Below are 21,691 nucleotides of genomic sequence, written 5' to 3'. Positions count from 1 at the left end.
GGCCGCTCAGTCCAGAATGCCCAGCGCGATCCCGTCGAGGATGTCGTGTTCGCTGACGACGAGTTCGGCGATACCCGCGCGTTCGGACAGCACCCGGGCCAGTTCCAGCGTGACCAGCGATCCCCCACCGATGACGTCGACGCGACCGGGATGCATCGGCCCCAGCGCGGCACGATCGGCGCGCGTCATGCCGATGAGGTCCCAGCACACGCGGTCCAGGTCGGGCAGCGAGATACGGGAGAGGTGGATCTTCTCGGAGTCGTATTCGGTGAGTCCGGCGCCGAGCACGGCGAGCGTCGTCATCGTCCCGGCAACGCCGACCCACGTGCGGGCCGACTCCACCGGCACCCGCGTGAAGGCCTCGGCCAACCGCTCTGCGGCGAACGCCTGGGCCGCGGCGATCTCGTCGGCGGTCGGCGGGTCCGACGGCAGAGTCCGTTCGGTCAGGCGCACGCACCCGATGTCCGCGGAGTATGCGGCGTGGACACCGTCGGCGTCGCCGAGCACCACCTCGGTCGAACCTCCGCCGAGATCGGTGACCACGAAAGGTCCACTGGCCGGGTCCAATTCGCCGACGGCACCGCGGAACGACAGCCGTGCCTCCTCGTCACCCGAGATGACCTCGGCGATCGCGCCGTCGGACACACATCCCAGCAGATCGGCGGTCATCGCGAAGAACTCGTCGCGGTTCGACGCGTCGCGGGTCGCCGACGTCGCGACCATCCGGACCTTCTCGACGCCCAGCGATTCCATCGTCGTGACGTAGTCGGCGAGCGCGATCCGGGTACGTTCGATCGATTCCGGCGCGAACTGTCCCGTGGCGTCCACGCCGTAACCGAGTCGCACAATCCGCATTTCGCGATGCAGGTCGACGAGGCGCCCGTCCTCCCCCGGCCGTGCGATGAGCAGACGGATCGAGTTGGTACCGCAGTCGACGGCACCGACGATCGTCACGCGTCGTCTCCGGAGGTCTCCGTCGGCGGCAAGGTCTCAGTCGGCAAGGTCTCCGGCCAGTCGGCGGGAATCGCGCTGCCGCGCAACCCATTGGCGGCCGCGAGGGCGACCGCTTCGTCGCCGAGCGGGTTGAGTCCCGGCCCCTTGGCGAGCGAGTGGGCGATCAGCACGTGCAGGCACTTCACCCGATCCGGCATCCCGCCGCCGGTGAAGTCGGTGCCGAGCGATTCGATGGCGTCGCGTTCGGCGAGGTAGTCCTCGTGCGCGCGACGGTATGCGGCGGCGAGTTCCGGGTCCGACGACAACCGGGCCGTCATCCCCTTCATGACCCCGGCCGATTCCTGCCGGCTCGCCTCGGCGGTCAGCCGCGGATCGGTCAGGTAGTACAGCGTCGGGAACGGGGTGCCGTCGGGCAGCCGCGGCGCGGTCTTGACCACCGCCGGCTGACCGTCGGGAGTGCGATAGCTGATCTCGATGACCCCGCGCGGTTCACGCCCCAGCTGGGCTGCGACGGTGGCGAGGTCGTCTTCGGACACGCTCACGGTCTCTGACCTCACTGCGCGGCGGGCGGAGTCGACAGGGTGTCCCAGAGGTTGCCGTACCAGGGCGCACGCGCGCGCTCCTCGGCTCGTTCGGCGGCCTCGCGGCGGGCCTCGTCGGCGGGGAACAACATCACGAGCGGAATCTCTCCTGGTTTGACGAATTGCAGACGCGTCCGCGCCTGGGCCTCGATGTAGGCGGGGTCGTTCTGCTCGTTGACCTTCTGCTGATAGTCGGCGACCTCGCGCCGCAGCTGTTCGTTCGACGCGGTGAGCTGCCGGAACTCCGAACGCTGACTGAAGTAGGTGCGCAGCGGCATGGCCAGCGTGAGGGCCACGACGCAGACCACGACGACGGTGATGACGAGCGTTGCGACCGTCGCCGGGGTCATCTCGAGCCGGCGGAGCCGAGCACCCAGTCCGGATCGCATCCGGCCGCGGGATGCGCTCGGGCGGGGTCGTGTGGTGACTCGCTCCCCGGACGGGGCCGGGCTGTCGGCGGCGCTGTCCTGGCCTTCGGCCGCCGCGTCGTCGCTGATCAGCTCCTGCTCACCGGTCTCGACGACCGAGACCGGTGATACAGGTCGGGCCGGCCGGCCGGACCGATCGTGTCGTCGCGTGCGACGGGCGTCGCGTACGCGCGGGTCGACCCTCCGGTCCCGCGCACGCTGACGCCCGTCACCGCGGTGACGTCGATCAGAAGCCATGAAGACAGCTAATCACGAACCAAACGAGAAACGCGGGAAGGCGAGGTCGCCCGCGTAGCGTGCCGCATCGCCGAGACCCTCTTCGATGCGCAGCAGCTGGTTGTACTTGGCGACGCGCTCGGAACGAGCGGGCGCGCCGGTCTTGATCTGGCCGCAGCTGCAGGCGACGGCCAGGTCGGCGATGGTGGTGTCCTCGGTCTCGCCCGACCGGTGGCTCATCATCGACTTGTAGCCGTTGTTGTGCGCGAGAGCGACGGCGTCGAGGGTCTCGGTCAGCGTGCCGATCTGGTTGACCTTGACCAGCAACGCGTTGGCGATGCCCTTCGAGATGCCCTCTTCGAGGCGCTCGGGGTTGGTCACGAACAGGTCGTCACCGACCAGCTGCACCTTGTCGCCGATCGACTCGGTCAGCTTGGCCCAGCCGGCCCAGTCGTCCTCGGACAGACCGTCCTCGATCGACACGATCGGGTAGTCGCTGATGAGCTTCTCGTAGAACGAGACCATGTCGTCGGCGCCGAACTCCTTGCCCTCGAGCTTGTAGGCGCCGTTCGAGTAGAACTCGGTCGACGCCGCGTCGAGCGCGATGACGACGTCGCGACCGAAGTTGTAGCCGGCCTTGCCGACGGCCTCACCGATCACGGCGATCGCGGCCTCGGTGTTCGGCAGGTCGGGGGCGAAGCCGCCCTCGTCACCGAGCGCGGTGTTCAGGCCCTGCTTGTTCAGCACCGACTTGAGCGCGTGGTAGACCTCGGCGCCGCAGCGGAGGGCCTCCTTGAAGGTGGGAGCGCCGACCGGCGCGATCATGAACTCCTGGAAGTCGATGCCGTTGTCGGCATGCTCACCGCCGTTGATGATGTTCATCATCGGGACCGGCAGGATGTGGGCGTTGGGGCCGCCGATGTAGCGGAACAGGGGCAGACCGGCCGACTCGGCGGCGCCCTTGGCGACCGCGAGCGACACGCCGAGCAGCGCGTTGGCACCGATGCGGCTCTTGTCCGGGGTTCCGTCGCAATCCAGCAGTGCCTGGTCGACGAGACGCTGTTCCTCGGCCTCGATGCCGATCACCGCGGGGGCCAGCTCGCCGAGGACGCCCTCGACGGCCTTGGTGACACCCTTGCCCAGGTACCGCTCGCCACCGTCACGGAGCTCGACGGCCTCGTGTTCCCCGGTGGATGCGCCCGAGGGAACGGCGGCGCGGGTGAAGGTGCCGTCGTCCAGGACGACCTCGACCTCGACCGTCGGGTTTCCCCGCGAATCGAGAATCTCGCGCGCACCTACCTGCTCGATGATTGCCACGACTGAACTCCGATCTCGGTGGACGTGCCGGCTGTGATGCCGGTCGGTAGGTCAAAGAGTAGTGGCTGCCCCCACGGTGCACGAGACAAGGTCTCGGGCCACGGCAGCAACCGTCCGGATCCCGGTTACCAGCCGGGCGTCGACGGAGTCAGAATCGAACACCGACGGGGTCAGAACCGAACATTGATGGAGTAGGCGTTGGCGTGATCGCGTACGTCGAGGACGTATGCCATCGAGTTGTTGTATCGGCGGATGGCCTTCTCCCACCCTTCGGCGACCGTCATGTCGTTGCCCGACGAGACGCACAGGTAGCGGGCCGCGGAGAGGGCCGCGTCGTCGATGTTGTCCGGGTCCGGCACACCGTCCCCGCTGGCGTCCACGCCGTAGCGCTTCCACGTCTCGGGGATGAACTGGAACGGCCCCATGGCGCGATCGTGGGTGGAGTCGCCGTCGAGACCGCCGCCGTCGGAGTCACGGATCTCCATATTGCCCTTGGTGCCGTCGAGCTTGACCCCGCGGATCGGCGGGCTGACGTCGCCGTTGGCGGCGACATCGGAACCACGGTAGTGCCCGTGTTTGCTCTCGACACCTGCGATTCCGGCGAGGGTCGTCCACGCGAGGCCGCATTCGGGGTGCTGCTGGCGCTGGATCTCGGCGGCGTTGCCGTAGGCCTGCAGGGACACGACCGGGATGCCGGTCGACTTCGAGATGGGCTCGGCCCACTCGCGCATCTTGTCGGCGGTCCGGCCGGGTGCGTTGATGTCGATGTAGGGCTGCGGCACCCCGGCGCCGGGCGGGATGCCCTCGGGGATGTCCGGCCTGTTCAGCGACGGGAGGTCGATGCACGCGGAGAGCAGCACCGACGATGCGATCGCCACGACACCCGCCACGAGCCCACTCCTCCACGAGCGACGATTCCGCCCCCGGCCCACCACACGCATTCCCCGTTCCACTCCTGTCTCAGGTCTGGAGCGAGCCGATGCCCGCCCGAGCGACCACGATCGCACATGTGACGGCGTGGTCCCGCACACAACACACAACCGCGTGGCTCACAAAAGACAACTGCCGGCGGTTGCGTTCGGTTCCCCGGGTCGGTCCGGACCGGGGCGCGCGTCGCCCCACGGATAGCGGGCACCACGCAGTCCACCGCGCGCGGTCTACTCCCGCTGAGCCTCGGTCGGCAGCGTCCGGCCCGAAACCCTTGACACGTAACGACTGTAGTGAGTGTCCAGACGGGGTGGCTCTCGGCTCAGCGGCGCGACCCCCGGGGACGACGCGACGGCAACGCGTCTTCCTGCGACTCCACCCGCGGCGCCTTCGCATTCAAAGCGCCCATGAAGCGTTGGGCGATGGCCGTGCCGGTGGCCTCGTCCGGCAGGTCGTCACCGGTCTCGGCGCGCCACGCGGAGAGGGTCGCGGCGAGTGCCGCACGCACCTCGGCATACGCCGGGTCCTCGGCGACATTGTTGCGCTCATGGGGATCGGAACGCAGGTCGTACAACTCGACCCGCGGCCGGTCCTGTTGTATCGCTTCGATATCCAGCGATCGTGCGGACAGGCTGTCGGCGATGTCGAGCGGCAACAACAGCGCCGGGCGGGTCGCGAAGTTCTCGATGTAGCTGTGCTCCTTGGTGCGCACGGCGCGGATCGGGTCGAAGGCGTCGTGATAGGTCTTCTCGGTGAACACCTCGGTGCGGACGGCCGCGGCCGGCTCGCCGAGCGGCCCGACGAGAGCCGACGCGTGAGAGTCACCGTCCACCTCGTCGGGGATCTCGACACCGAGCAGCTCCAGCAGGGTCGGCGTCAGGTCGACTCCGGAGAACAGGTCGTCGTAGACCTGCGGTTCGATCCCGCGCTGCGTCGGTGGCCGCATGATGAGCGCGACGCCGGTCCCCGCCGCGTAGAGCGTCGACTTCGCGCGCGGGAACGCCAGGCCGTGGTCGGTGATGAACACGATCCACGTCGACGAATCCAGACCCAGCTCGGCAACGGTGTCGAGCAGGCGCCCGACCGCGGCGTCGGCCTTGGTGATGGAGCCATGGAGACCCGCGAGATCCTCGCGGACGTCATCGGTGTCGGGCAGGAATCCCGGGACGGCGATGCCACTGGTGTCGGACGGCTCGTACTCGTCCGCCGGGTACGGCCGATGGGTCTCGAAGAAGCCGGCGGTCAGGAAGAAGGGCCGATCCTCGTCGGCGTGGCGCCGGAGCCAGTCCTGGGACTGCTCGACCACGTGGTCGCACCGGGAGTCGGAGACGTCGACCGAGTCGAAGCCGAGGCGCTGCGGGTCCGCGCTCTCGTGTTGCATCCCGAACAGCACCGACCGGTACCCCGCGTCGGCGAGCAGCGACGGCAGTGTCCGCACATCCGCGTGGTACTCGAACCCGTGGTGGGCGAGCCCGACGAGCCCGTTGCGGTGGGGGTATCGCCCGGTGAACAGCGATCCGCGAGCCGGGGAGCACAGCGGCGCGGTGGAATGGGCGTCGGCGAAACGGATGCCGTGCGCGGCCAGCTGATCGAGGGCCGGTGACGAGACGCCGTCCGCGCCGTAGCACGTCAGATGGCGTCCGAGGTCGTGCCAGTGGATCAGGATGACGTTCTCGCGGGCCATTCCCCATGATGACGCAGATGGACGGCGGTGCCGGGGTCGCACCGACGCCGAATACCGACATACCGCCCACCGCAGCGGCCCCGCAGTTGAATTCATCGTGCGCCGAACTCCGCGGCGACGGGCGACGCACGCCCGGGTAGGGCGATGTGCCCTATGCGCCCTCCGACCCTGGGTCTACTCTCGCTATGGCTAGCCTTACAGAACAAACGGTGCCGCGGGGCGCCAAGGAGATGGACCACCGAGTGGATTACATATCGGCACTTGCCTCCAGCGGCACGTCTTTCCTCGCTGCCGGCGGGGGCCCGTCGATCTACACCCAGATGTTCGGCAGCGCCCTCATCGGTCTCCGCGAGGGTCTCGAGACCGGCATCGTGGTCATGGTCCTGGTCGCGTTCGTCGTCAAGACCGACCGCCGGGACGCCCTGAAGTGGATCTGGGCGGGCGTGGGTGCGGCAATCGCCATGACCCTCGTGGTGTTCCTCGTCATCCACTTCGGTACGTCGACGATGACGCCGCTCGCGGCCGAGACCATCGCCGGCGTCGCATCGCTGGTGGCGGTCGGAATCGTGACGTTCATGGTGCTGTGGATGAGCGAGGCCTCGTCCCACATCTCCGCCGACCTCAAGAGCGGGATGTCGAAGGCGCTCCTCGCCGGCGGTGCGTCGGTGCTGGGTCTGGCGTTCCTGGCCGTCGGACGTGAGGGCTTCGAGACCGCGCTGCTGATGGTCGGCTATGCCGAGAGTGTGTCCGGCGGGTTGTGGCCACTGCTTGGACTCGTGGTCGGGATCCTCGCCGCCATCGTGCTGACGGTGCTGATCTACCGCGGCGCCATCCGGATGAACCTCTCGGTGTTCTTCACCTACACGGGTCTGTTCCTGATCGTCGTCGCCGCCGGAATCCTCACCTACGGAATCCGCGCGCTGCAGACGGTGGGCTGGCTACCCGGTCTCGGCAACATCGCGTTCGACGTCTCCGGCACGTACGACGCCTCCTCGTGGTACGGAACCGTCCTGGGCGGCATCTTCAACGTGCGGCCGGATCCGACGGTGCTGCAGGTGCTCGTCTGGATCGTCTACGTGGTCGTGGTGACCGCGATCTTCTTCCGCCGCCAGCGAGCCGGCCGGCGGGCCGTCGCCCAGAGGACCCGAACCCCCGACGAGAGCCCCGCACCTGCGGAGCCCACCCCCGAAAGGAATCCTCAGTGAACCGTAGAACCGTGGTGGCCGCATCTGCGGCCGCGGTGGTGCTCACCCCCATCTTGCTGACCGGCTGTACCGAGAAGAGCAGCGCCGAGGGCGCGATCGCCGTGACCTCCACCGCCGACGCCTGCGAGCTGGCTTCGAACGAGGCCACGACCGGGAACATCGACTTCACGGTCACCAACTCGGGCAACAAGGTCACCGAGTTCTACGTCTACGGAAACAACAACCGCGTGCTCGGCGAGGTCGAGAACATCGGCCCCGGACTCTCGGGGAACCTGACCGTCGAGATCGTCGAACCCGGCACCTACACCGTCGCGTGCAAGCCCGGCATGGTCGGTACCGGCATCCGTACCGAGCTCGAGGTCGGCGGTGAGCGCAAGGAGAAATCCGGCGTCCCGGCCGACGTGACGGCCGCCAAGGCGCAGTACCTCGAATACGTCCGCAATCAGCTGAACACACTGCACGCCCAGACGACGACGTTCGTCGACAACATCAAGAAGGGCGATCTCGACGCTGCGCGAGCGCAATTCGGCCTCGTCCGCACGCCGTACGAACGGATCGAGCCGGTCGCCGAGTCCTTCCCCGACCTCGACCCCGCCGTCGACATGCGGTGGGACGACACCGAGGACGGCTCCCAGCCGTTCACCGGATTCCATCGCATCGAACGTTTCCTGTGGCCGCCGCAGCCCGCCGAGATCGGCGATGCGCCCGGGCAGATCACCCCGTCGGATGCCGCGAACGCCAAGGAGACCGACAACCCGCAGGCCATCGCCGGGATCGCCGACGGTCTGCTCGCCAACGTCACCAAGCTTCGCGACGAGGTCAGCAAACCCGACTTCGAGTTCGAGACACTCTCGTTCGTGAAGGGCCCGCAGGCGCTGATCGACGAGGTCGCCGCCACCAAGGTCGACGGCGAGGAGGACCGCTACTCCCACACCGATCTCTGGGACTTCGCGGGCAACCTCGACGGTTCGGAAACCGCGATCGCGACGCTGCAGCCGATCATCTCCGCCAAGAACCCGGCGCTGATGGACAAGATCACCGCCCAGTTCGCGACGGTTCGCACCTCGGTCAACTCCTACCGTGAAGGTGACGGCTACGTGTCGTACACCGAGGTCACCCCGGAGCAGCGCAAAGAACTGTCGAATCAGATCGACGCACTGTCGGCCACCCTGTCCCAGGTACCAGGAATCGTGTTGCAGCAATGAATGATCCGGCTCCCCGCCCCGACGACGCACAGACCACCGAACCCGTGAGGCGCACGACACGACGCGGTCTGTCGCGTCGTGCGATCCTCGGCGGGACCGGCGCCGGGTTGCTCGTCGCCGCGGGCGGGGTGGCCGTCGGGCGCGCCACCACCCCGGCACCGTCAGCCGATCACGTGGTCGAGTTCCGGGGTCCGCGCCAGGCGGGCATCATCACCGCCGCCCAGGATCGTCTGCATTTCGCGAGTTTCGACGTGGTCACCGACAACCGGGACGAACTCGTGTCCGTGCTGCGCCGCTGGACCGAGGCCGCCGAACGCATGACCCGTGGTGAGGAGACCGTCGCCGACGGCGCCACCGGACTCGGCGAGTACACGCCACCGGAGGACACCGGAGAAGCGTTGGGACTGAGCGCCGCTCACCTGACCCTCACGATCGGCTTCGGACCCGGACTCTTCGGTCCCAGCGCGTCGGCTCCCGACCGTCCCGATCGGTTCGGGCTCGCCGACCGTCGACCGCCGGCGCTCGTCGACCTGCCGATGTTCGCGGCCGAGAAGATCGAACCCGCACGGTCGTACGGCGACATCTGCGTGCAGGCCTGCGCCGACGATCCGCAGGTCGCGGTCCACGCGATCCGCAACCTGGCGCGGATGGCGGTGGGCGTCATGTCGGTCCGCTGGTCGCAGCTCGGGTTCGGCCGGACGTCGTCGACGACGCAGTCCCAGGACACACCCCGAAACCTGTTCGGATTCAAGGACGGAACGGCGAACCTGCGCGCCGAGGACACCGACCTCCTCGACCGCTGGGTGTGGGTCGGTCCCGAGGACAATCCACCGGCGGCGCAGTGGATGACCGGCGGCACCTACCTCGTCGCCCGCCGCATCCGCATGGACATCGAACCGTGGGACCGCGCCAACCTCTTCGAGCAGGAGCAGATCGTCGGCCGCACCAAACGGTCCGGTGCACCGTTGGGCAAGTCCGGCGAGTTCGACGACCCCGACTTCGCGATCACCTCCGGGGGCACACCGGTCATCGCGCGGAACTCCCATGTGCGGCTGGCGCATCCGGACAATCTCGGTGGCGTGCGGATTCTTCGCCGCGGCTACAACTTCACCGACGGCTCCGACGGGTTCGGCCACCTCGACGCCGGCCTGTTCTTCATCGCCTTCAACCGCGACACCGGCAAACAGTTCGTCCCCATGCAGCAGATCCTGTCCCGCCAGGACGCGATGACCGAGTACCTGATCCCCAACGGCTCGTCGACCTTCGCGATCCCACCGGGCCTCGAGCCCGGCGAGTGGTGGGGGCAGCGACTTTTCGAGTGAGGTCCTGCTCAGCCCGCGAGCACGCTCAGCCACGCCTCGCGTGAATCGAGTACGACGCCCTGCTCCCTGGCCCGTGCCTCGGCGGCGTACACCGACGCCATCAGTGCCAGAGCCTTGTCCCGGGCCTGCGCCTCGACGCTGTCGTCGCCTGCGGTGACGGTGACCGTCCAGGTCTCGGCCGGGATCGTCTCCACCGGATACGACGCGGCGGTGAGACGTTCGAGGATCTTCTGCAGCAGAGCGAGCGACGGTTGTGTGGTGGCGACCCCGTCGAGGACGGAACCGCGCTGCTTCTCGGCGGCCTTGCGTTCCTCCCATTCCCGGATCTGGGTCTCGAGGTCGGCGTGGGCGCCCGACAGCACACCGGGGGTGCGTCCCATCACCTTGGCGGTGAAACTGCGTGCGACGTCGTCGATGTCGAACGGCGACTCCGGATCGTCGGCGGCGATGCGCGCATGGAAGAGCACCTGCAGCAACAGGTCACCGAGTTCTTCCTTCAGCTCGATCTGGTCGCCGGTCTCGATGGCGTCGAGCAGTTCGTAGACCTCCTCGAGCAGGTAGCGCCGCAGTGAGTGATGCGTCTGGGTGCTCTCCCACGGTCCGTTGCGGCGCAACGTGTCCATCAGGGCGACCGAGTCGAGCAGCGCCATCCCCGACACCTTCGCCGCGGCGATGACCTGCTCACCGCGGGCGGCGCGGGCGCGGACGAGCGGGTGATCGGCGTCGGTGCTCACCAGCACGGAGTCGACGGGGGTCTCACCGAGCACCTCGTCGAAAACCGGTTCGACGTGGTCGAATTCCCAGAGGAGGACGGCGGGCACGTCCTCGGTGACCTTGACCGGTCCCGTGAGCCAGGCGCGCGCCCGGATGGGGATCAGGTCGGGCCGTGCCGGGTCCAGCAGCACCACCGTCATTCGTCGTACGTCCTTTCTCGACCCCCGACTTGCTTCTCGACCGTCCCCCGAAAACCACCCCTGGAAACCGCCCCCGAAAACCACCCTGAGCAGGCACTTCGACGACATAGTGTCACTCACACCGCCCTGACGGGTGCTTTCCAGGGGTGGTTTTCAGTGGTCAGCCGCTCGGCTCCGGCTTCAGCTGCGTCAGGAACGTGGTGAGGTACTCGATCAGCTCGTCGTCGCGCAGACGTGCCGAGCCGACTCCCCCGGTCCGCGGGATCGGGAGCGTGACCACCGAGGTCGTCGCCCGGTATGTCGCCGACGAGTACAACCGCCGCAGGCGCACCTGTTCGCTGTCGAGCAGAGGCAGCGGCGAGATCTTGACCCCCTGTCCGGCCAGACCGATCTCGGCGATCCCGCGTTCGCGGCAGCGCAGACGCAGACGTGCGATCGACGCGAGTCGGGTGGTCTCGACCGGTGGCGGACCATAGCGGTCGTTGAGTTCGACGAGAACCGCGTCGACCGCGGCGTCATCGCCGGCCGACGCGAGTTTGCGATACGCCTCCAGGCGCAGACGGTCGGAGTCGACGTACTCGACCGGGATGTGCGCATCCACCGGCAGATCGATGCGCACCTCGCCCGCCTCCTGCGTCTCCACGGGTTGGCCGTCGGCGGCCGCGCGATACGCCTCGACGGCCTCACCGACGAGGCGCACGTACAGATCGAAGCCCACACCCGCGACGTGACCCGATTGCTCTGCGCCGAGCACGTTTCCGGCGCCGCGCAGCTCGAGATCCTTGAGCGCCACCGCCATTCCGGCACCCAGTTCGTTGTTCTGGGCGATCGTCGCCAGCCGGTCGTAGGCCGTCTCGGTCAGCGGACGATCGGGACTGTAGAGCAGATAGGCGTAACCGCGCTCACGACTGCGGCCGACGCGTCCGCGCAACTGATGAAGCTGCGAGAGGCCGAGGTTCTCGGCACGGTCGACGATGAGCGTGTTGGCGTTGGAGATGTCGAGACCGGTCTCGATGATGGTCGTACAGACCAGCACGTCGTATTCGCGGTTCCAGAACCCCGACACCGTGCGCTCGAGCTGGTCCTCCCCCATCTGGCCATGTGCGACGACAACTCTCGCCTCCGGGACCATGTTGGAGATGTCCTTGGCCATCTTGTCGATGGTCGAGACACGATTGTGGACGTAGAACACCTGACCGTCGCGCAGCAGCTCACGACGGATCGCGGCGGCGACCTGCTTCGGCGCGTAGGCGCCGACGTAGGTGAGCACCGGATGGCGTTCCTCCGGCGGGGTGAGGATCGTCGACATCTCGCGGATGCCGGCCATCGACATCTCCAGCGTTCGCGGAATCGGCGTCGCGGACATGGTCAGCACGTCGACGTGGGTGCGCAGCGACTTGATGTGTTCCTTGTGTTCGACGCCGAATCGCTGTTCCTCGTCGACGATCACGAGTCCGAGGTCTTTCCAGGTGATGCCGGTCTGCAGGAGACGATGCGTACCGATGACGATGTCGACCTCGCCCTTGGCCATCGCCTCGGTGATCTCGCGGGATTCCTTGGCGTCGGTGAAACGCGACAGCCCGCGCACCCGCACGGGGAATCCGCTCATCCGCTCGGTGAACGTCTGCAGATGCTGTTGCGCGAGAATGGTCGTCGGCACCAGAACGGCCACCTGCTTCCCGTCCTGGACGGCCTTGAACGCGGCACGCACGGCGATCTCGGTCTTGCCGTAGCCGACGTCGCCGACGACGACGCGGTCCATCGGGACCGGACGTTCCATGTCGGACTTGACCTCGGCGATGACGGTCAGCTGATCCATCGTCTCGGTGAAGTCGAAGGCGTCTTCCATCTCCTGCTGCCACGGGGTGTCGGGCCCGAAGGCGTGACCCGGGGCAGCATGACGTGCGGCGTAGAGCTGTACCAGCTCGCCGGCGATCTCGCGAACGGCCTTGCGCGCCTTGCGCTTCGTGTTCTGCCAGTCCGACCCGCCGAGCTTGGACAGCGAGGGCTGCTCGCCACCGACGTACCGGGACAGCTGATCGAGGGCGTCCATCGGCACGTACAACCGGTCGGCGGGCTGGCCGCGTTTGCTCGATGCATATTCCAGGACCAGGTATTCGCGACGCGCACCCGAGACGGTGCGTTCGATCATCTCGACGAACTTGCCGATGCCGTGCTGGTCGTGCACGACGAGGTCACCGGCGGTCAAGGCCAGCGGGTCGACCTGATTGCGACGCTTGGCCGGGAGTTTGCGCCCGTCGCGGACATTCGCGACGCGAGTGCCGGTGAGGTCCGCTTCGGTGACGACGACGAGACCGGCGTCGGCGCAGACGATGCCGTTGCGCAGCGTCGCACCGAAGACCGCGACCTCGCCCGGCTCGGGACGATGTCCCGGCTCGGCGATCACGTACGGCACCTCGGCCTCGGACAGTCGCTCGCCGACGCGCTGGGCGGTGCCCTTGCCGGCGACGACGATCGCGGCGGTCTTGCCGTCGGACACATGGGCTCGCAGCTGGGCGAACGTGGCTGCGATCTCGCGTTCGTCGCCACGTGGCGCGGGACCGGGGACCAGGTCCAGCTCGAGTTCGTCCCCACTCCCCGTCGACAACGGCGACAGGGTCCACCAGGGGCGGCCCGCCTCGAGCGTCGCGGCGCGCACGTCGTCGAGTGGACGGTAGGCGCTCGCCTCCAGGTCGATGCCGACACCCGAGCGGCCGTCGATGGGTGCATTCGCACCCATCGCCGCGGCCGTCCACGACGCCTCGAGGAACTCCGCACCGGTCTTGGACAGATCGGCGGCGCGGGTCCGGACCTTCTCCGGATCGAGGACGAGCACACGCGTCCCGGCCGGGACCACCTCGGTCAGCAGTTGCATCTCGCCGTCGACGAGCGCCGGGATCAGCGCCTCCATCCCCTCCACCGGAATGCCCTCGGCCAGTTTGCCGAGCATCTCGGAGAGCGTGGTGTCGTCCGGGTTCTCCGCGGCGAGATCGCTTGCGCGCGTACGGACCTTCTCGGTGAGGAGCAGTTCGCGGCCCGGGTGGATGCGCACCTCGGTCGCTTCGACCTCCGGCTGGCTGCGCTGGTCGGCGACCGAGAACGCCCGCATCTCGGTGATCTCGTCGCCCCAGAACTCGACGCGGACCGGGTGGTCGGCGGTCGTCGGGAAGACGTCGAGGATGCCGCCGCGGACCGCGAACTCGCCACGGCGTCCGACCATGTCCACACGCTCGTAGGCCATCTCGACGAGTTGGGCGAGCAAGCCGTCGAAGTCGACCTCGATGCCCTCGCGCAGGGTGACCGTGGCGACGTCACCGAGGCCCGGCGCCATCGGCTGCACGAGTGAGCGGACCGTGGTGACCACGACCCGCAGCGGCTTGTCGCCGGGATTGGCGAGACGGTGCAGCACCGCGAGTCGCTGACCCACGGTGTCCGCGCTGGGCGACAGCCGCTCGTGCGGGAGGGTCTCCCACGACGGGAACTGGGCCACCGCGTCGGCGTCGTCGAGCATCTCCGCGAGCTCGGCGGTCAGATCGTCGGCCTCCCGACCGTTGGCGGAGACGACGAGAAGCGGGGCGTCGGCGTCGGTGGCCAGGCAGGAGACGAGGAATGGCCGCGCCGCATCGGGTGCGGTGATGTCGAGGCGCTGTTCGCCACGGCGTTCGCGGACCTCGCGGAAGGACTTGTCCGCACACGCGAGCGCGGCCAGACCGGACAGGGCACGGAGCGTCGACACTCCGCCGATTGTATGGGGCCGCGCTCCGCGCCCGGTCATCCGGTGGATCAGCGGAGCAGGCCCGCCCCCAACACCTCCCCTCGACGTGCCCCGGGAAGGATGGCGTAGACCGCCGATCCGATGGGCGTCGTCCACCGGTTCAGTGCGTCGTGCTCGGCCAACCTCGCCTGCACCGGCGCATATTGGACGTCGACGTCGCGCTGGAAGGCGGCGAAGAGCAGCCCGCTGTTCGAGGTCGGGACGTTGCCCGTCGCATCGGGTTCCGGCGGGTCGTCGTAGTTGTATCCGCGCCGGAGGAACCGCTCCACCTCGCTGCGGCGTCGTGCCCGCGCGATATGCGACGACGCCGGGATGGCGGGGAGTCCGTCGACGACCGCCTCGAAGTCCGGGTCGTCGTGTTCGGTCCCGCCGCTCAGGGGCGCCCCGTCGGCGATCCTCCGGCCGACCGAGAGTTCCTGGTCCCGCGGATCGAGCTCCTGCCACGTGTCGAGGTTCATCGCGATCCGCCGGAGCACCATCGACGTGCCGCCGGCGAACCAGGGCTGCTCGGCACCGTCGTCCCAGACGAGGCTGTCGTGATCGGCAGGTCCCAGGTTGACCGTCCCGTCGACCTGACCCATCAGATTCCTCATCGTCACGGATTCGTCCTGCGTCCCCCGGGCGTTGCGGAAGCCCCGCTGCACCCATCTCAGGCGCACACGGCCCGCGACATTCGCGGTGAGCATGCGGGTCGCGTGGGCGATCGTGATCGGGTCGTCGGCGCAGATCTGGAGCAGCACGTCGGTCTGCCCCCAGCGTCGCTGGTCGAGCCGGTCGATGACGTATCGCGGCAACGGATGCAGCCAGCGCGGCCGGCGATTCTCCAGTCCCGTGCCGGTGAACGCACCGGGCCCCAGGCCCACGGTCACGGTGAGCCGGGCGGGTAGCCGGGCGAGGTCCGGTTCGCTGTCGGCGAGAGCCGGATCACCCGCGGTGAGGCGGGCTGCGTCCTCGGTCCACACCTGCAGCACGCCGGCGAGAGCCGCGCGCATGTCGCGTTCGCCGCCCGATGACACGAGGTCGAGGCCCACATAGTTCACGTGCGCGGGTGGCGGCGTCGTCACACCGGCCTGGTGGTCCCCGTAGAACTCGACCACGTCACGTCCATGGGTCGGTTCCTCGTCGGAGGCGTGGGCGCTGACCGCCTTCACACCCACGCCGAGCCCGGCGAGTCCGGCCGCACCCACGAACAGGGTGCGGCGCCTCAGCGTGGGGCCGCCGCCCCCGGACTCAGCCATCGGTGCCGGCGGCGGGCGCGCCGTGGCCCGGTGCGTAGTCCTCTCGTGCCCCGTTGAAATCACGGGCACGTGCCACGAACTCGCGCGTCGAGCCGTCGCCGAATCGCAGTGTCAGCGTGACGGTGTCGCCGGCCTTGATCGGTTGCCGCAGGTCCATCAGCATGATGTGGTTGCCGCCCGGCCTGAGCTCGACCGTCTGTTCGGGGCCGATGTCGAGACCGCCCTCGATGGGTCGCATCACCATGCCGCCGCCATCGGACGGCGCCATCTCGTGCACCTCGACGCGCCCGGCCACAGCGGTGGTACCGCCGGTGAGGGTGACCTCGGTTCCGGACGTGTTGGCGACGGTGCCGAAGGCCGCGGTCATCCCGGTGTCGGCCGACTTCACCCATTGATCGCTGATGGTCACCGATTGGGCCTGCGTGGCCGGGTCGTCGTCCGACGAACATGCGGCGAGCAGGGTGATCGGGAGTGTCGACATGGCCAGGACCGCCAGCGGTCGACGAACGGACGAGGGAACGAAAGTTGTTGAGAACATGAGTTTTTCACCTTTTGTGGTGCGCGGATCACCGCCGTCGGTCCACTGGCCGCGGCGGGAAGGGAGAAGTATGGGTCAGCGCACCGCGATGGGTGGTCCGCGTGTCGGATTCCCCGACAGTCGAGTCGGTGTGAGCGGTAGGGCGTCGGCCGCCGCGACGACGAGGACGGCCCGGGGAGAGATCGACCGCTTCCCCGAGATCGCGGCGATGATCCGGGAACCGACCCGTCGCGAGCACTCCTCGGCGCCGACCAGCAACACCGCTGCGGCGGCGAGCGCCGCGAGGTGGCAGAGGAGCATGGTCGGGCCGGGTGTCACCGCGTCCACCGACGCGTGGCGATCGCCGGATCTCATGGCGAGGTGCCCGAAGAGTTGCGCGGTGGCGAGTGCCGATCCGACCGAGAGCGCGGCAGATGCGCGACCGCGGACGCGGTCGGCGAGCCCGGCGTTCAGGACCCAGCCCAGCCCGGCACTGATCGCGAGAAGCAGAACCGCGTGCGACGGCGTCGGAGTGCCCCCGCCCGCCAGTCCGTGGGCGCCGACGCCCAGCGCCGCCGACACGATTGCGGCAGCGACCGACCACCAGGGATGCACTCCCTGGTGGTCGGAATCGGAAGCCGCGCGCACGCTAGCCAATCTACGCCGCTACTACCACTAGTAGTAGGTGCGCCGTCACACCCGGGACAGTGCTCGCCGATATCGTCTTCGGAATGCACGGTTCCCACTCAGACGAGGTGCGGCAGATCGTCGTCGACGACGCGACGGTCGACGACCTCGACGCGGTCGCCGAGATCTATGCGCACTACGTACAGCACACCGTCGCGACCTTCGACTACGTCGTCCCCACGCTCGAGCAGTGGCACGCCAAGCACGCCGCGATCACCGCGGCCGGCCGGCCGTTCGTGGTGGCCCGCGCGGTCGACGAGTCCGGTACGGAACAGACCGTCGGCTACGCCTACCTGGGCACGTTCCGCGGGATGCCGGCGTACGACCGGTCCACCGAGGACTCCATCTACGTCCGGCCCGGCTTCGGCGGCCGCGGCGTCGGGTCGGCGCTGATGGCCGGGATGCTCGATCGTGCGAACCCCGAGAACGTCCGCCAGATCGTCGCGGTCATCGCAGCCACCGGCGGGGACGGGTCGATCGCTCTGCATTCGCGGTTCGGGTTCACCGAGGCCGGACGCCTGCGTTCCATCGGCCACAAGGCCGACCAGTGGATCGATTGCGTCTACATGCAAAAGGACATCTGGGAGTCACGCGACCGGTAGCGGCGTCACCGGTCGAGGCCGGCGGCCTCGGCAGCGGCGTCGGCCAGACCCACGCCGGTCCCCTCGTAGATGTGGAAGGCCACGTCGGCACCCCGACTGAGCAGTTCGTCGCGTTCGTCGTCGTACTGGGCGACGACTGCGATGGTGCCGGCGAACTCTCTCTCCTCCACCCGATCGAGGGCCACCAGATTGGAGCCGTGGAACGGCATGGCGAAGACGAGTATGTCGAGGTCGGACACCCCTTCGCACCGTTCCCAGAACCCCGTCTCGGTCGCGTCGGCCTCGATCACCCGCAGTCCGCGATCGCGGAGGTCGACCACCTTCAGGGGGTCGTTCTCCACTCCGACGACGCTCAGGCCGTACTCGTCGACGAGTCGGTCGTAGACCGAACTGCCCACCCGTCCGAGTCCGAAGACGACCGCCCGGGCGGGTGCGAGGTCGATCGTCGCGTCCTCGGGATGGGCACGCGCGGCGGCCGGCGTCGGGACGTACGCCGAGAGCCGGCTCACCCATCGGGACCCGCGGCGGTTGACGAGTGTGGAGAACACGAAACTCGCAGCGACCGCGACCGAGGTGACCACGAGCCAGTCGTCGTCGACGAGGTCCGCGTCGACGCCGGTGGAGATGACGATGAGCCCGAACTCGGAAAAGTTGGCCAGGGCGAGTCCGGCCAGGATCGAGGTGCGCCGACGCAGGCCGAACATGGCCAGCATGAAGGTGAACAGTGCTGCCTCGAGGGGCAGGAGGACCACGAGGAGCAGCCCGAGGACGACGGTGTCGAGAGTCGGCGTGACGTGCAGGCCGATCGAGACGAAGAAGCCCACCAGCAGCAGTTCACGAAGCCCGAACAGCGTGCGTGACAGCTCCGACGCCCGCGGATGCGAGGCCAGGAGCACGCCGATGACCATCGCACCGAAATCGCCCTTGATGCCGACGGATTCGAACAGCCAGTACCCCGGCACGAGTGCCATGGTCACACCGAAGAGTGTCTGCAATTCGCCGTGCCCCAGCCGGTTCCACAGTCGCCGGACGACCCATGCACCGGGAATCAGCAGCACCAGTGCGAACGCCCACGGACTGGGCGGCTCACCGCTCATCGCCGTGAGATAGGCGACGGCGACGACGTCCTGCAGGACGAGGATGCCGATCGCGATGCGGCCGTAGAGGGAGCGCGACTCCGAGCGCTCGTCGAGCACCTGGACCACGAACACCGTGCTCGAGAACGACAACGCGAAGCCGAGGAGAGCGAGCGTCTGCCAGCTCTCGCCCATCAGCATCCGGACACCGATCGTCGAGAGCAGTCCGAGGAAGCCGGTGGTGAGACCCAGGATGACCGCGAGATTGAGAGCGGTGGTGAGCAAGACCTCGCGCCGGAACAGCATCCGGAGGTCCAGCTTGAGACCGATGGTGAACAGCAGGATCGTCACGCCCAGTTCGGCGAGGGTGTCGATGATCGGCAACTGTTCGATCCCCGGCGCGTGCAGGATGAACCCGGCCGCCAGGTACCCGACGAGAGTGGGCAGGCGAATCAACCGCGCGAGAAATCCACATCCGAAGATGACCACGAGGTAGATGCCGACTGTCTCCACGCGCCGGGAGTTCCTTTCCCTCTGGGCCGCCGCGCGGCCGGAGATGTCTGGAACGTTATCGCCCGCCCGCGACGGGAGGCGCGCTGGCCACGCCGGGCGCCCACCCGGCGGCACGGAAACGGACCGCCGCGCGGCCGCGGAACAAAACGGACCACAGTCCGGTTAGTAGGCGCATGACCGGCTCGACCTCCCCCACACGTCAACCCGCGCTGTTCCTGTCCCACGGCGCCCCGCCCCTCGTCGACAGCCCCACCTGGGTCCGACAGCTGAAGACACTCGCCCGCGGACTCGGCCGGCCGACGGCGATCCTCATCGTCTCCGCGCACTGGGAGGCCGCACCCTCACCATCGGCTCCACCGATTCACGGACACCGCTGACCTACGACTTCGGCGGGTTCCCCGAGAAGTACTACCGCGTCCAGTACCGGTCGCCAGGTGCCCCTGACCTGGCCCGCCGGGTCGCCGCGATGATGCCCGACGGCGAACCGATCGCCCACGACCCCACCCGCCGCCTCGACCACGGCGCGTACGTGCCGATGACGGTCATGTATCCCGAGGCAGACATCCCGGTACTCCAGATCTCACTGCCGACCCTCGACCCCGAGCGGCTGCTCGAACTCGGCCGTCGACTCAAGCCGCTGCGCGACGAGGGTGTGCTCGTCATCGGGTCCGGATTCACCACCCACGGCCTGCCGTTCCTGCGCGACTGGCGCCCGGAGGCCACCCCGCCGAGCTGGTCCGCCGAGTTCGACGCGTGGGCCGCCGAGCGGTTCACCGCCGGAGATGTGGAGTCGCTCATCAGGTTCCGTCAGACCGCGCCCGGCATGCCGTACGCCCACCCCCCGGTCGAACACTTCGCGCCGCTGTTCGTCGCACTCGGCGCCAGCGACGATGCCGAACAGCGGCCGGATCAGGTGATCGACGGGTTCTGGATGGGACTCTCGAAGCGGAGTCTGGTGCTGGCCTGACCGTCGTTCAGACGTCGGCCCGGGCGCCGGGGCTCAACTGTCCTCGGCGGTGGTGCGCTCGAGCGGTTCGACGTAGTCGGGACCGACGAGCGCCGGCGACGGGTCGAGGCGCGTGAGTCCGTTCCAGCACAGATTCACCAGGTGGGCGGCCACGACCTCCTTCGACGGCTCGCGGACGTCGAGCCACCACTGGGCGGTCGACGACACCATGCCCACCAGGGCCTGCGCGTAGAGCGGGGCGAGTGCGGGGTCGAAGCCGCGGCGCTCGAAGTCACCGGCCAGGATGTGCTCGACCTGACTCACCGCGTCATTGAGAAGACTCGAGTAGGTGGCCGTCTCGCCGGTCGACGCGGTGCTGTCGCCGCGCACCAGGATGCGGAAACCGTCCGTGCGTTCCTCCATGTAGGTGAGCAACGCGAGGGCGACCTGCTGGATGCGGTACAGCGACCGGTTCTTCGACAGCGAGGCCGTCACCATCTCCAGCAGGGTTTCCATCTCACGGTCGACGACGACCGCGTAAAGGCCTTCCTTGCCGCCGAAGTGCTCGTAGACGATCGGCTTGGAAACGCCGGCGCGCTGCGCGATCTCCTCGATCGACGTGCCCTCGTATCCGCGTTCCGCGAACAGTCCGCGCGCCACCTCGATCAGTTGCAGCCGCCGCTGTGCGCCGGTCATCCGCGCCCGCGGTGCCCGCTGCACCTCGGCCGAACCCTCCGCCGGACGTCCGATCGCCATGCGCCAAGCCTAGGACGAGACGCCGTCGAATCACGAATGTTGCATGAACTCCCGCTCCCGCCCTCGCTCCCGACTCGCTCCCTGATGGTCAGTACAAGCTCGACCAGTACGACCAGAACCGCACCGCGATGAGCACGACGACCAGCGTCACGGCGAGCACCAGGATCAGGGCATGACTGCGCGCCACCGCGAGCGCGACACCCGACCGCGAGGTCAGTCCGCTCGCGTGGGCGTTGCGCACGCTGACGAAGACGAAGATCGGCAGCGTCACCGCCCACACCACCATGCAGTACGGGCACAGCGCGCCGATCGAGTACAGGCTCGAGTAGATCAACCAGCAGATGAAGGTCATCGCCGCGGTCACGCCCACCTGCAGACCCGCCCAGTACCAGCCCGCCAGGCGTGCGCCCGCGAAGATCGCCACACCGGTGGTGATCACCACCGCGAACCCGGTGATACCGAGCAGCGGGTTCGGGAATCCGAACAGCGCGGCCTGCGGCTTGGCCATCACCGAGCCGCAGCTCAGCACCGGATTGAAGTTGCAGGACGGGACGTAGTCGGGGTTTTTGAACAGTTCGATCCGTTCGACGGTGAGCGTGAACGAGGCCACGAAACCGATCGCTCCGCCGATGGTCAGCACCCAGGCGACGATCCGCGTCCACGATCGAACGGCCTCCGCCAGGAGTGCCTGGTCGTCGTCGGGATCGATCCCGGTGCTGGTGGTTGTCATATCGACTGGGGCGCTCTCACTCACCCATCCAGGATGACACCGTCCGGGTGGTCATCGGTTCCCGATGTGCGCGGAATCGTGCCGACTCCGCGTACGGC

At 68.3% G+C, this 21,691-nt stretch carries 18 protein-coding genes and 1 pseudogene; 5 read left to right on the top strand and 14 right to left on the bottom strand.

Annotation, left to right across the window (positions count from 1 at the left end):
* Positions 1 to 6 precede the first annotated feature (6 nt).
* From NWF34_RS08275 to NWF34_RS08245, 6 genes are all read right to left on the bottom strand, one after another.
* Positions 7 to 954, bottom strand: coding sequence for a Ppx/GppA phosphatase family protein (locus tag NWF34_RS08275; protein WP_096273638.1), 948 nt, complete (start codon positions 952 to 954; stop codon positions 7 to 9).
* Positions 951 to 1,496, bottom strand: coding sequence for a DUF501 domain-containing protein (locus NWF34_RS08270; RefSeq protein ID WP_006434332.1), 546 nt, complete (start codon positions 1,494 to 1,496; stop codon positions 951 to 953). The genes NWF34_RS08275 and NWF34_RS08270 overlap by 4 nt, the downstream gene beginning before the upstream one ends.
* 11 nt (positions 1,497 to 1,507) lie before the next feature.
* Positions 1,508 to 2,200, bottom strand: a complete 693-nt coding sequence (locus tag NWF34_RS08265; RefSeq protein ID WP_006434330.1) for a septum formation initiator family protein — start codon at positions 2,198 to 2,200, stop codon at positions 1,508 to 1,510.
* A 12-nt stretch (positions 2,201 to 2,212) separates the two neighbouring features.
* Positions 2,213 to 3,496: a phosphopyruvate hydratase gene (eno, locus tag NWF34_RS08260; RefSeq protein WP_006434329.1), complete on the bottom strand. Its 1,284-nt coding sequence runs from the start codon at positions 3,494 to 3,496 to the stop codon at positions 2,213 to 2,215.
* 170 nt (positions 3,497 to 3,666) lie between these two features.
* Entirely contained in the window at positions 3,667 to 4,437 is a 771-nt protein-coding gene (locus NWF34_RS08255) for a lytic transglycosylase domain-containing protein (protein WP_024497805.1), read from the bottom strand.
* A gap of 308 nt (positions 4,438 to 4,745) precedes the next feature.
* The gene (locus NWF34_RS08245; protein ID WP_096273634.1) at positions 4,746 to 6,107 is read right to left on the bottom strand and encodes a sulfatase; all 1,362 of its coding nucleotides are present in this window, start codon (positions 6,105 to 6,107) and stop codon (positions 4,746 to 4,748) included.
* A gap of 242 nt (positions 6,108 to 6,349) precedes the next feature.
* Here NWF34_RS08245 and efeU point away from each other — a divergent pair, with 242 nt between their 5' ends.
* From efeU to efeB, 3 genes are read left to right on the top strand one after another with little or no spacing between them, the layout of a single operon-like run.
* Positions 6,350 to 7,312, top strand: coding sequence for an iron uptake transporter permease EfeU (efeU, locus tag NWF34_RS08240; RefSeq protein ID WP_024497807.1), 963 nt, complete (start codon positions 6,350 to 6,352; stop codon positions 7,310 to 7,312).
* On the top strand, positions 7,309 to 8,517 hold the full coding sequence (efeO, locus tag NWF34_RS08235) for an iron uptake system protein EfeO (RefSeq protein ID WP_006434325.1): 1,209 nt from the start codon (positions 7,309 to 7,311) through the stop codon (positions 8,515 to 8,517). Before efeU ends, efeO begins: the two co-directional genes overlap by 4 nt.
* Positions 8,514 to 9,839: an iron uptake transporter deferrochelatase/peroxidase subunit gene (efeB, locus tag NWF34_RS08230; protein WP_006434324.1), complete on the top strand. Its 1,326-nt coding sequence runs from the start codon at positions 8,514 to 8,516 to the stop codon at positions 9,837 to 9,839. Before efeO ends, efeB begins: the two co-directional genes overlap by 4 nt.
* An 8-nt stretch (positions 9,840 to 9,847) precedes the next feature.
* Here efeB and NWF34_RS08225 read toward each other — a convergent pair whose 3' ends face one another.
* The 5 genes from NWF34_RS08225 to NWF34_RS08205 form a co-directional block, all read right to left on the bottom strand.
* Positions 9,848 to 10,753, bottom strand: a complete 906-nt coding sequence (locus tag NWF34_RS08225; RefSeq protein WP_006434323.1) for a MazG family protein — start codon at positions 10,751 to 10,753, stop codon at positions 9,848 to 9,850.
* A 160-nt stretch (positions 10,754 to 10,913) separates the two neighbouring features.
* A complete protein-coding gene (gene mfd / locus NWF34_RS08220) occupies positions 10,914 to 14,489 on the bottom strand; it encodes a transcription-repair coupling factor (protein ID WP_258324681.1) in 3,576 nt (1,191 codons plus the stop codon).
* A gap of 47 nt (positions 14,490 to 14,536) precedes the next feature.
* On the bottom strand, positions 14,537 to 15,766 hold the full coding sequence (locus NWF34_RS08215) for a Dyp-type peroxidase (protein WP_258324680.1): 1,230 nt from the start codon (positions 15,764 to 15,766) through the stop codon (positions 14,537 to 14,539).
* Positions 15,759 to 16,247: a copper chaperone PCu(A)C gene (locus NWF34_RS08210; RefSeq protein ID WP_243828750.1), complete on the bottom strand. Its 489-nt coding sequence runs from the start codon at positions 16,245 to 16,247 to the stop codon at positions 15,759 to 15,761. Before NWF34_RS08210 ends, NWF34_RS08215 begins: the two co-directional genes overlap by 8 nt.
* A gap of 132 nt (positions 16,248 to 16,379) precedes the next feature.
* Positions 16,380 to 16,931, bottom strand: a complete 552-nt coding sequence (locus NWF34_RS08205; protein ID WP_243828749.1) for a hypothetical protein — start codon at positions 16,929 to 16,931, stop codon at positions 16,380 to 16,382.
* A gap of 83 nt (positions 16,932 to 17,014) precedes the next feature.
* On the opposite strand from NWF34_RS08205, the gene NWF34_RS08200 reads away from it, so the two are divergent.
* The gene (locus tag NWF34_RS08200) at positions 17,015 to 17,572 is read left to right on the top strand and encodes a GNAT family N-acetyltransferase (protein WP_243828748.1); all 558 of its coding nucleotides are present in this window, start codon (positions 17,015 to 17,017) and stop codon (positions 17,570 to 17,572) included.
* 5 nt (positions 17,573 to 17,577) lie between these two features.
* Here NWF34_RS08200 and NWF34_RS08195 read toward each other — a convergent pair whose 3' ends face one another.
* Entirely contained in the window at positions 17,578 to 19,161 is a 1,584-nt protein-coding gene (locus tag NWF34_RS08195; RefSeq protein ID WP_243828747.1) for a cation:proton antiporter family protein, read from the bottom strand.
* 173 nt (positions 19,162 to 19,334) lie between these two features.
* On the opposite strand from NWF34_RS08195, the pseudogene NWF34_RS08190 reads away from it, so the two are divergent.
* A pseudogene (locus tag NWF34_RS08190) lies at positions 19,335 to 20,128 on the top strand (dioxygenase).
* 33 nt (positions 20,129 to 20,161) lie between these two features.
* Here the strand turns inward: NWF34_RS08190 and NWF34_RS08185 are convergent.
* Both NWF34_RS08185 and NWF34_RS08180 read right to left on the bottom strand, forming a co-directional pair.
* Positions 20,162 to 20,863: a TetR/AcrR family transcriptional regulator gene (locus tag NWF34_RS08185; protein ID WP_006434314.1), complete on the bottom strand. Its 702-nt coding sequence runs from the start codon at positions 20,861 to 20,863 to the stop codon at positions 20,162 to 20,164.
* A gap of 88 nt (positions 20,864 to 20,951) precedes the next feature.
* Positions 20,952 to 21,617, bottom strand: a complete 666-nt coding sequence (locus tag NWF34_RS08180) for a vitamin K epoxide reductase family protein (RefSeq protein ID WP_258324679.1) — start codon at positions 21,615 to 21,617, stop codon at positions 20,952 to 20,954.
* Between the last annotated feature and the right edge of the window lie 74 nt (positions 21,618 to 21,691).

Origin of the sequence: Gordonia sp. GONU, assembly GCF_024733855.1 — a bacterium.
Taxonomy (GTDB): Bacteria; Actinomycetota; Actinomycetes; order Mycobacteriales; family Mycobacteriaceae; genus Gordonia; species Gordonia amicalis.
Note: the sequence above shows the minus strand (reverse complement) of the source record. Positions and strands in the feature narration are given on the sequence as shown.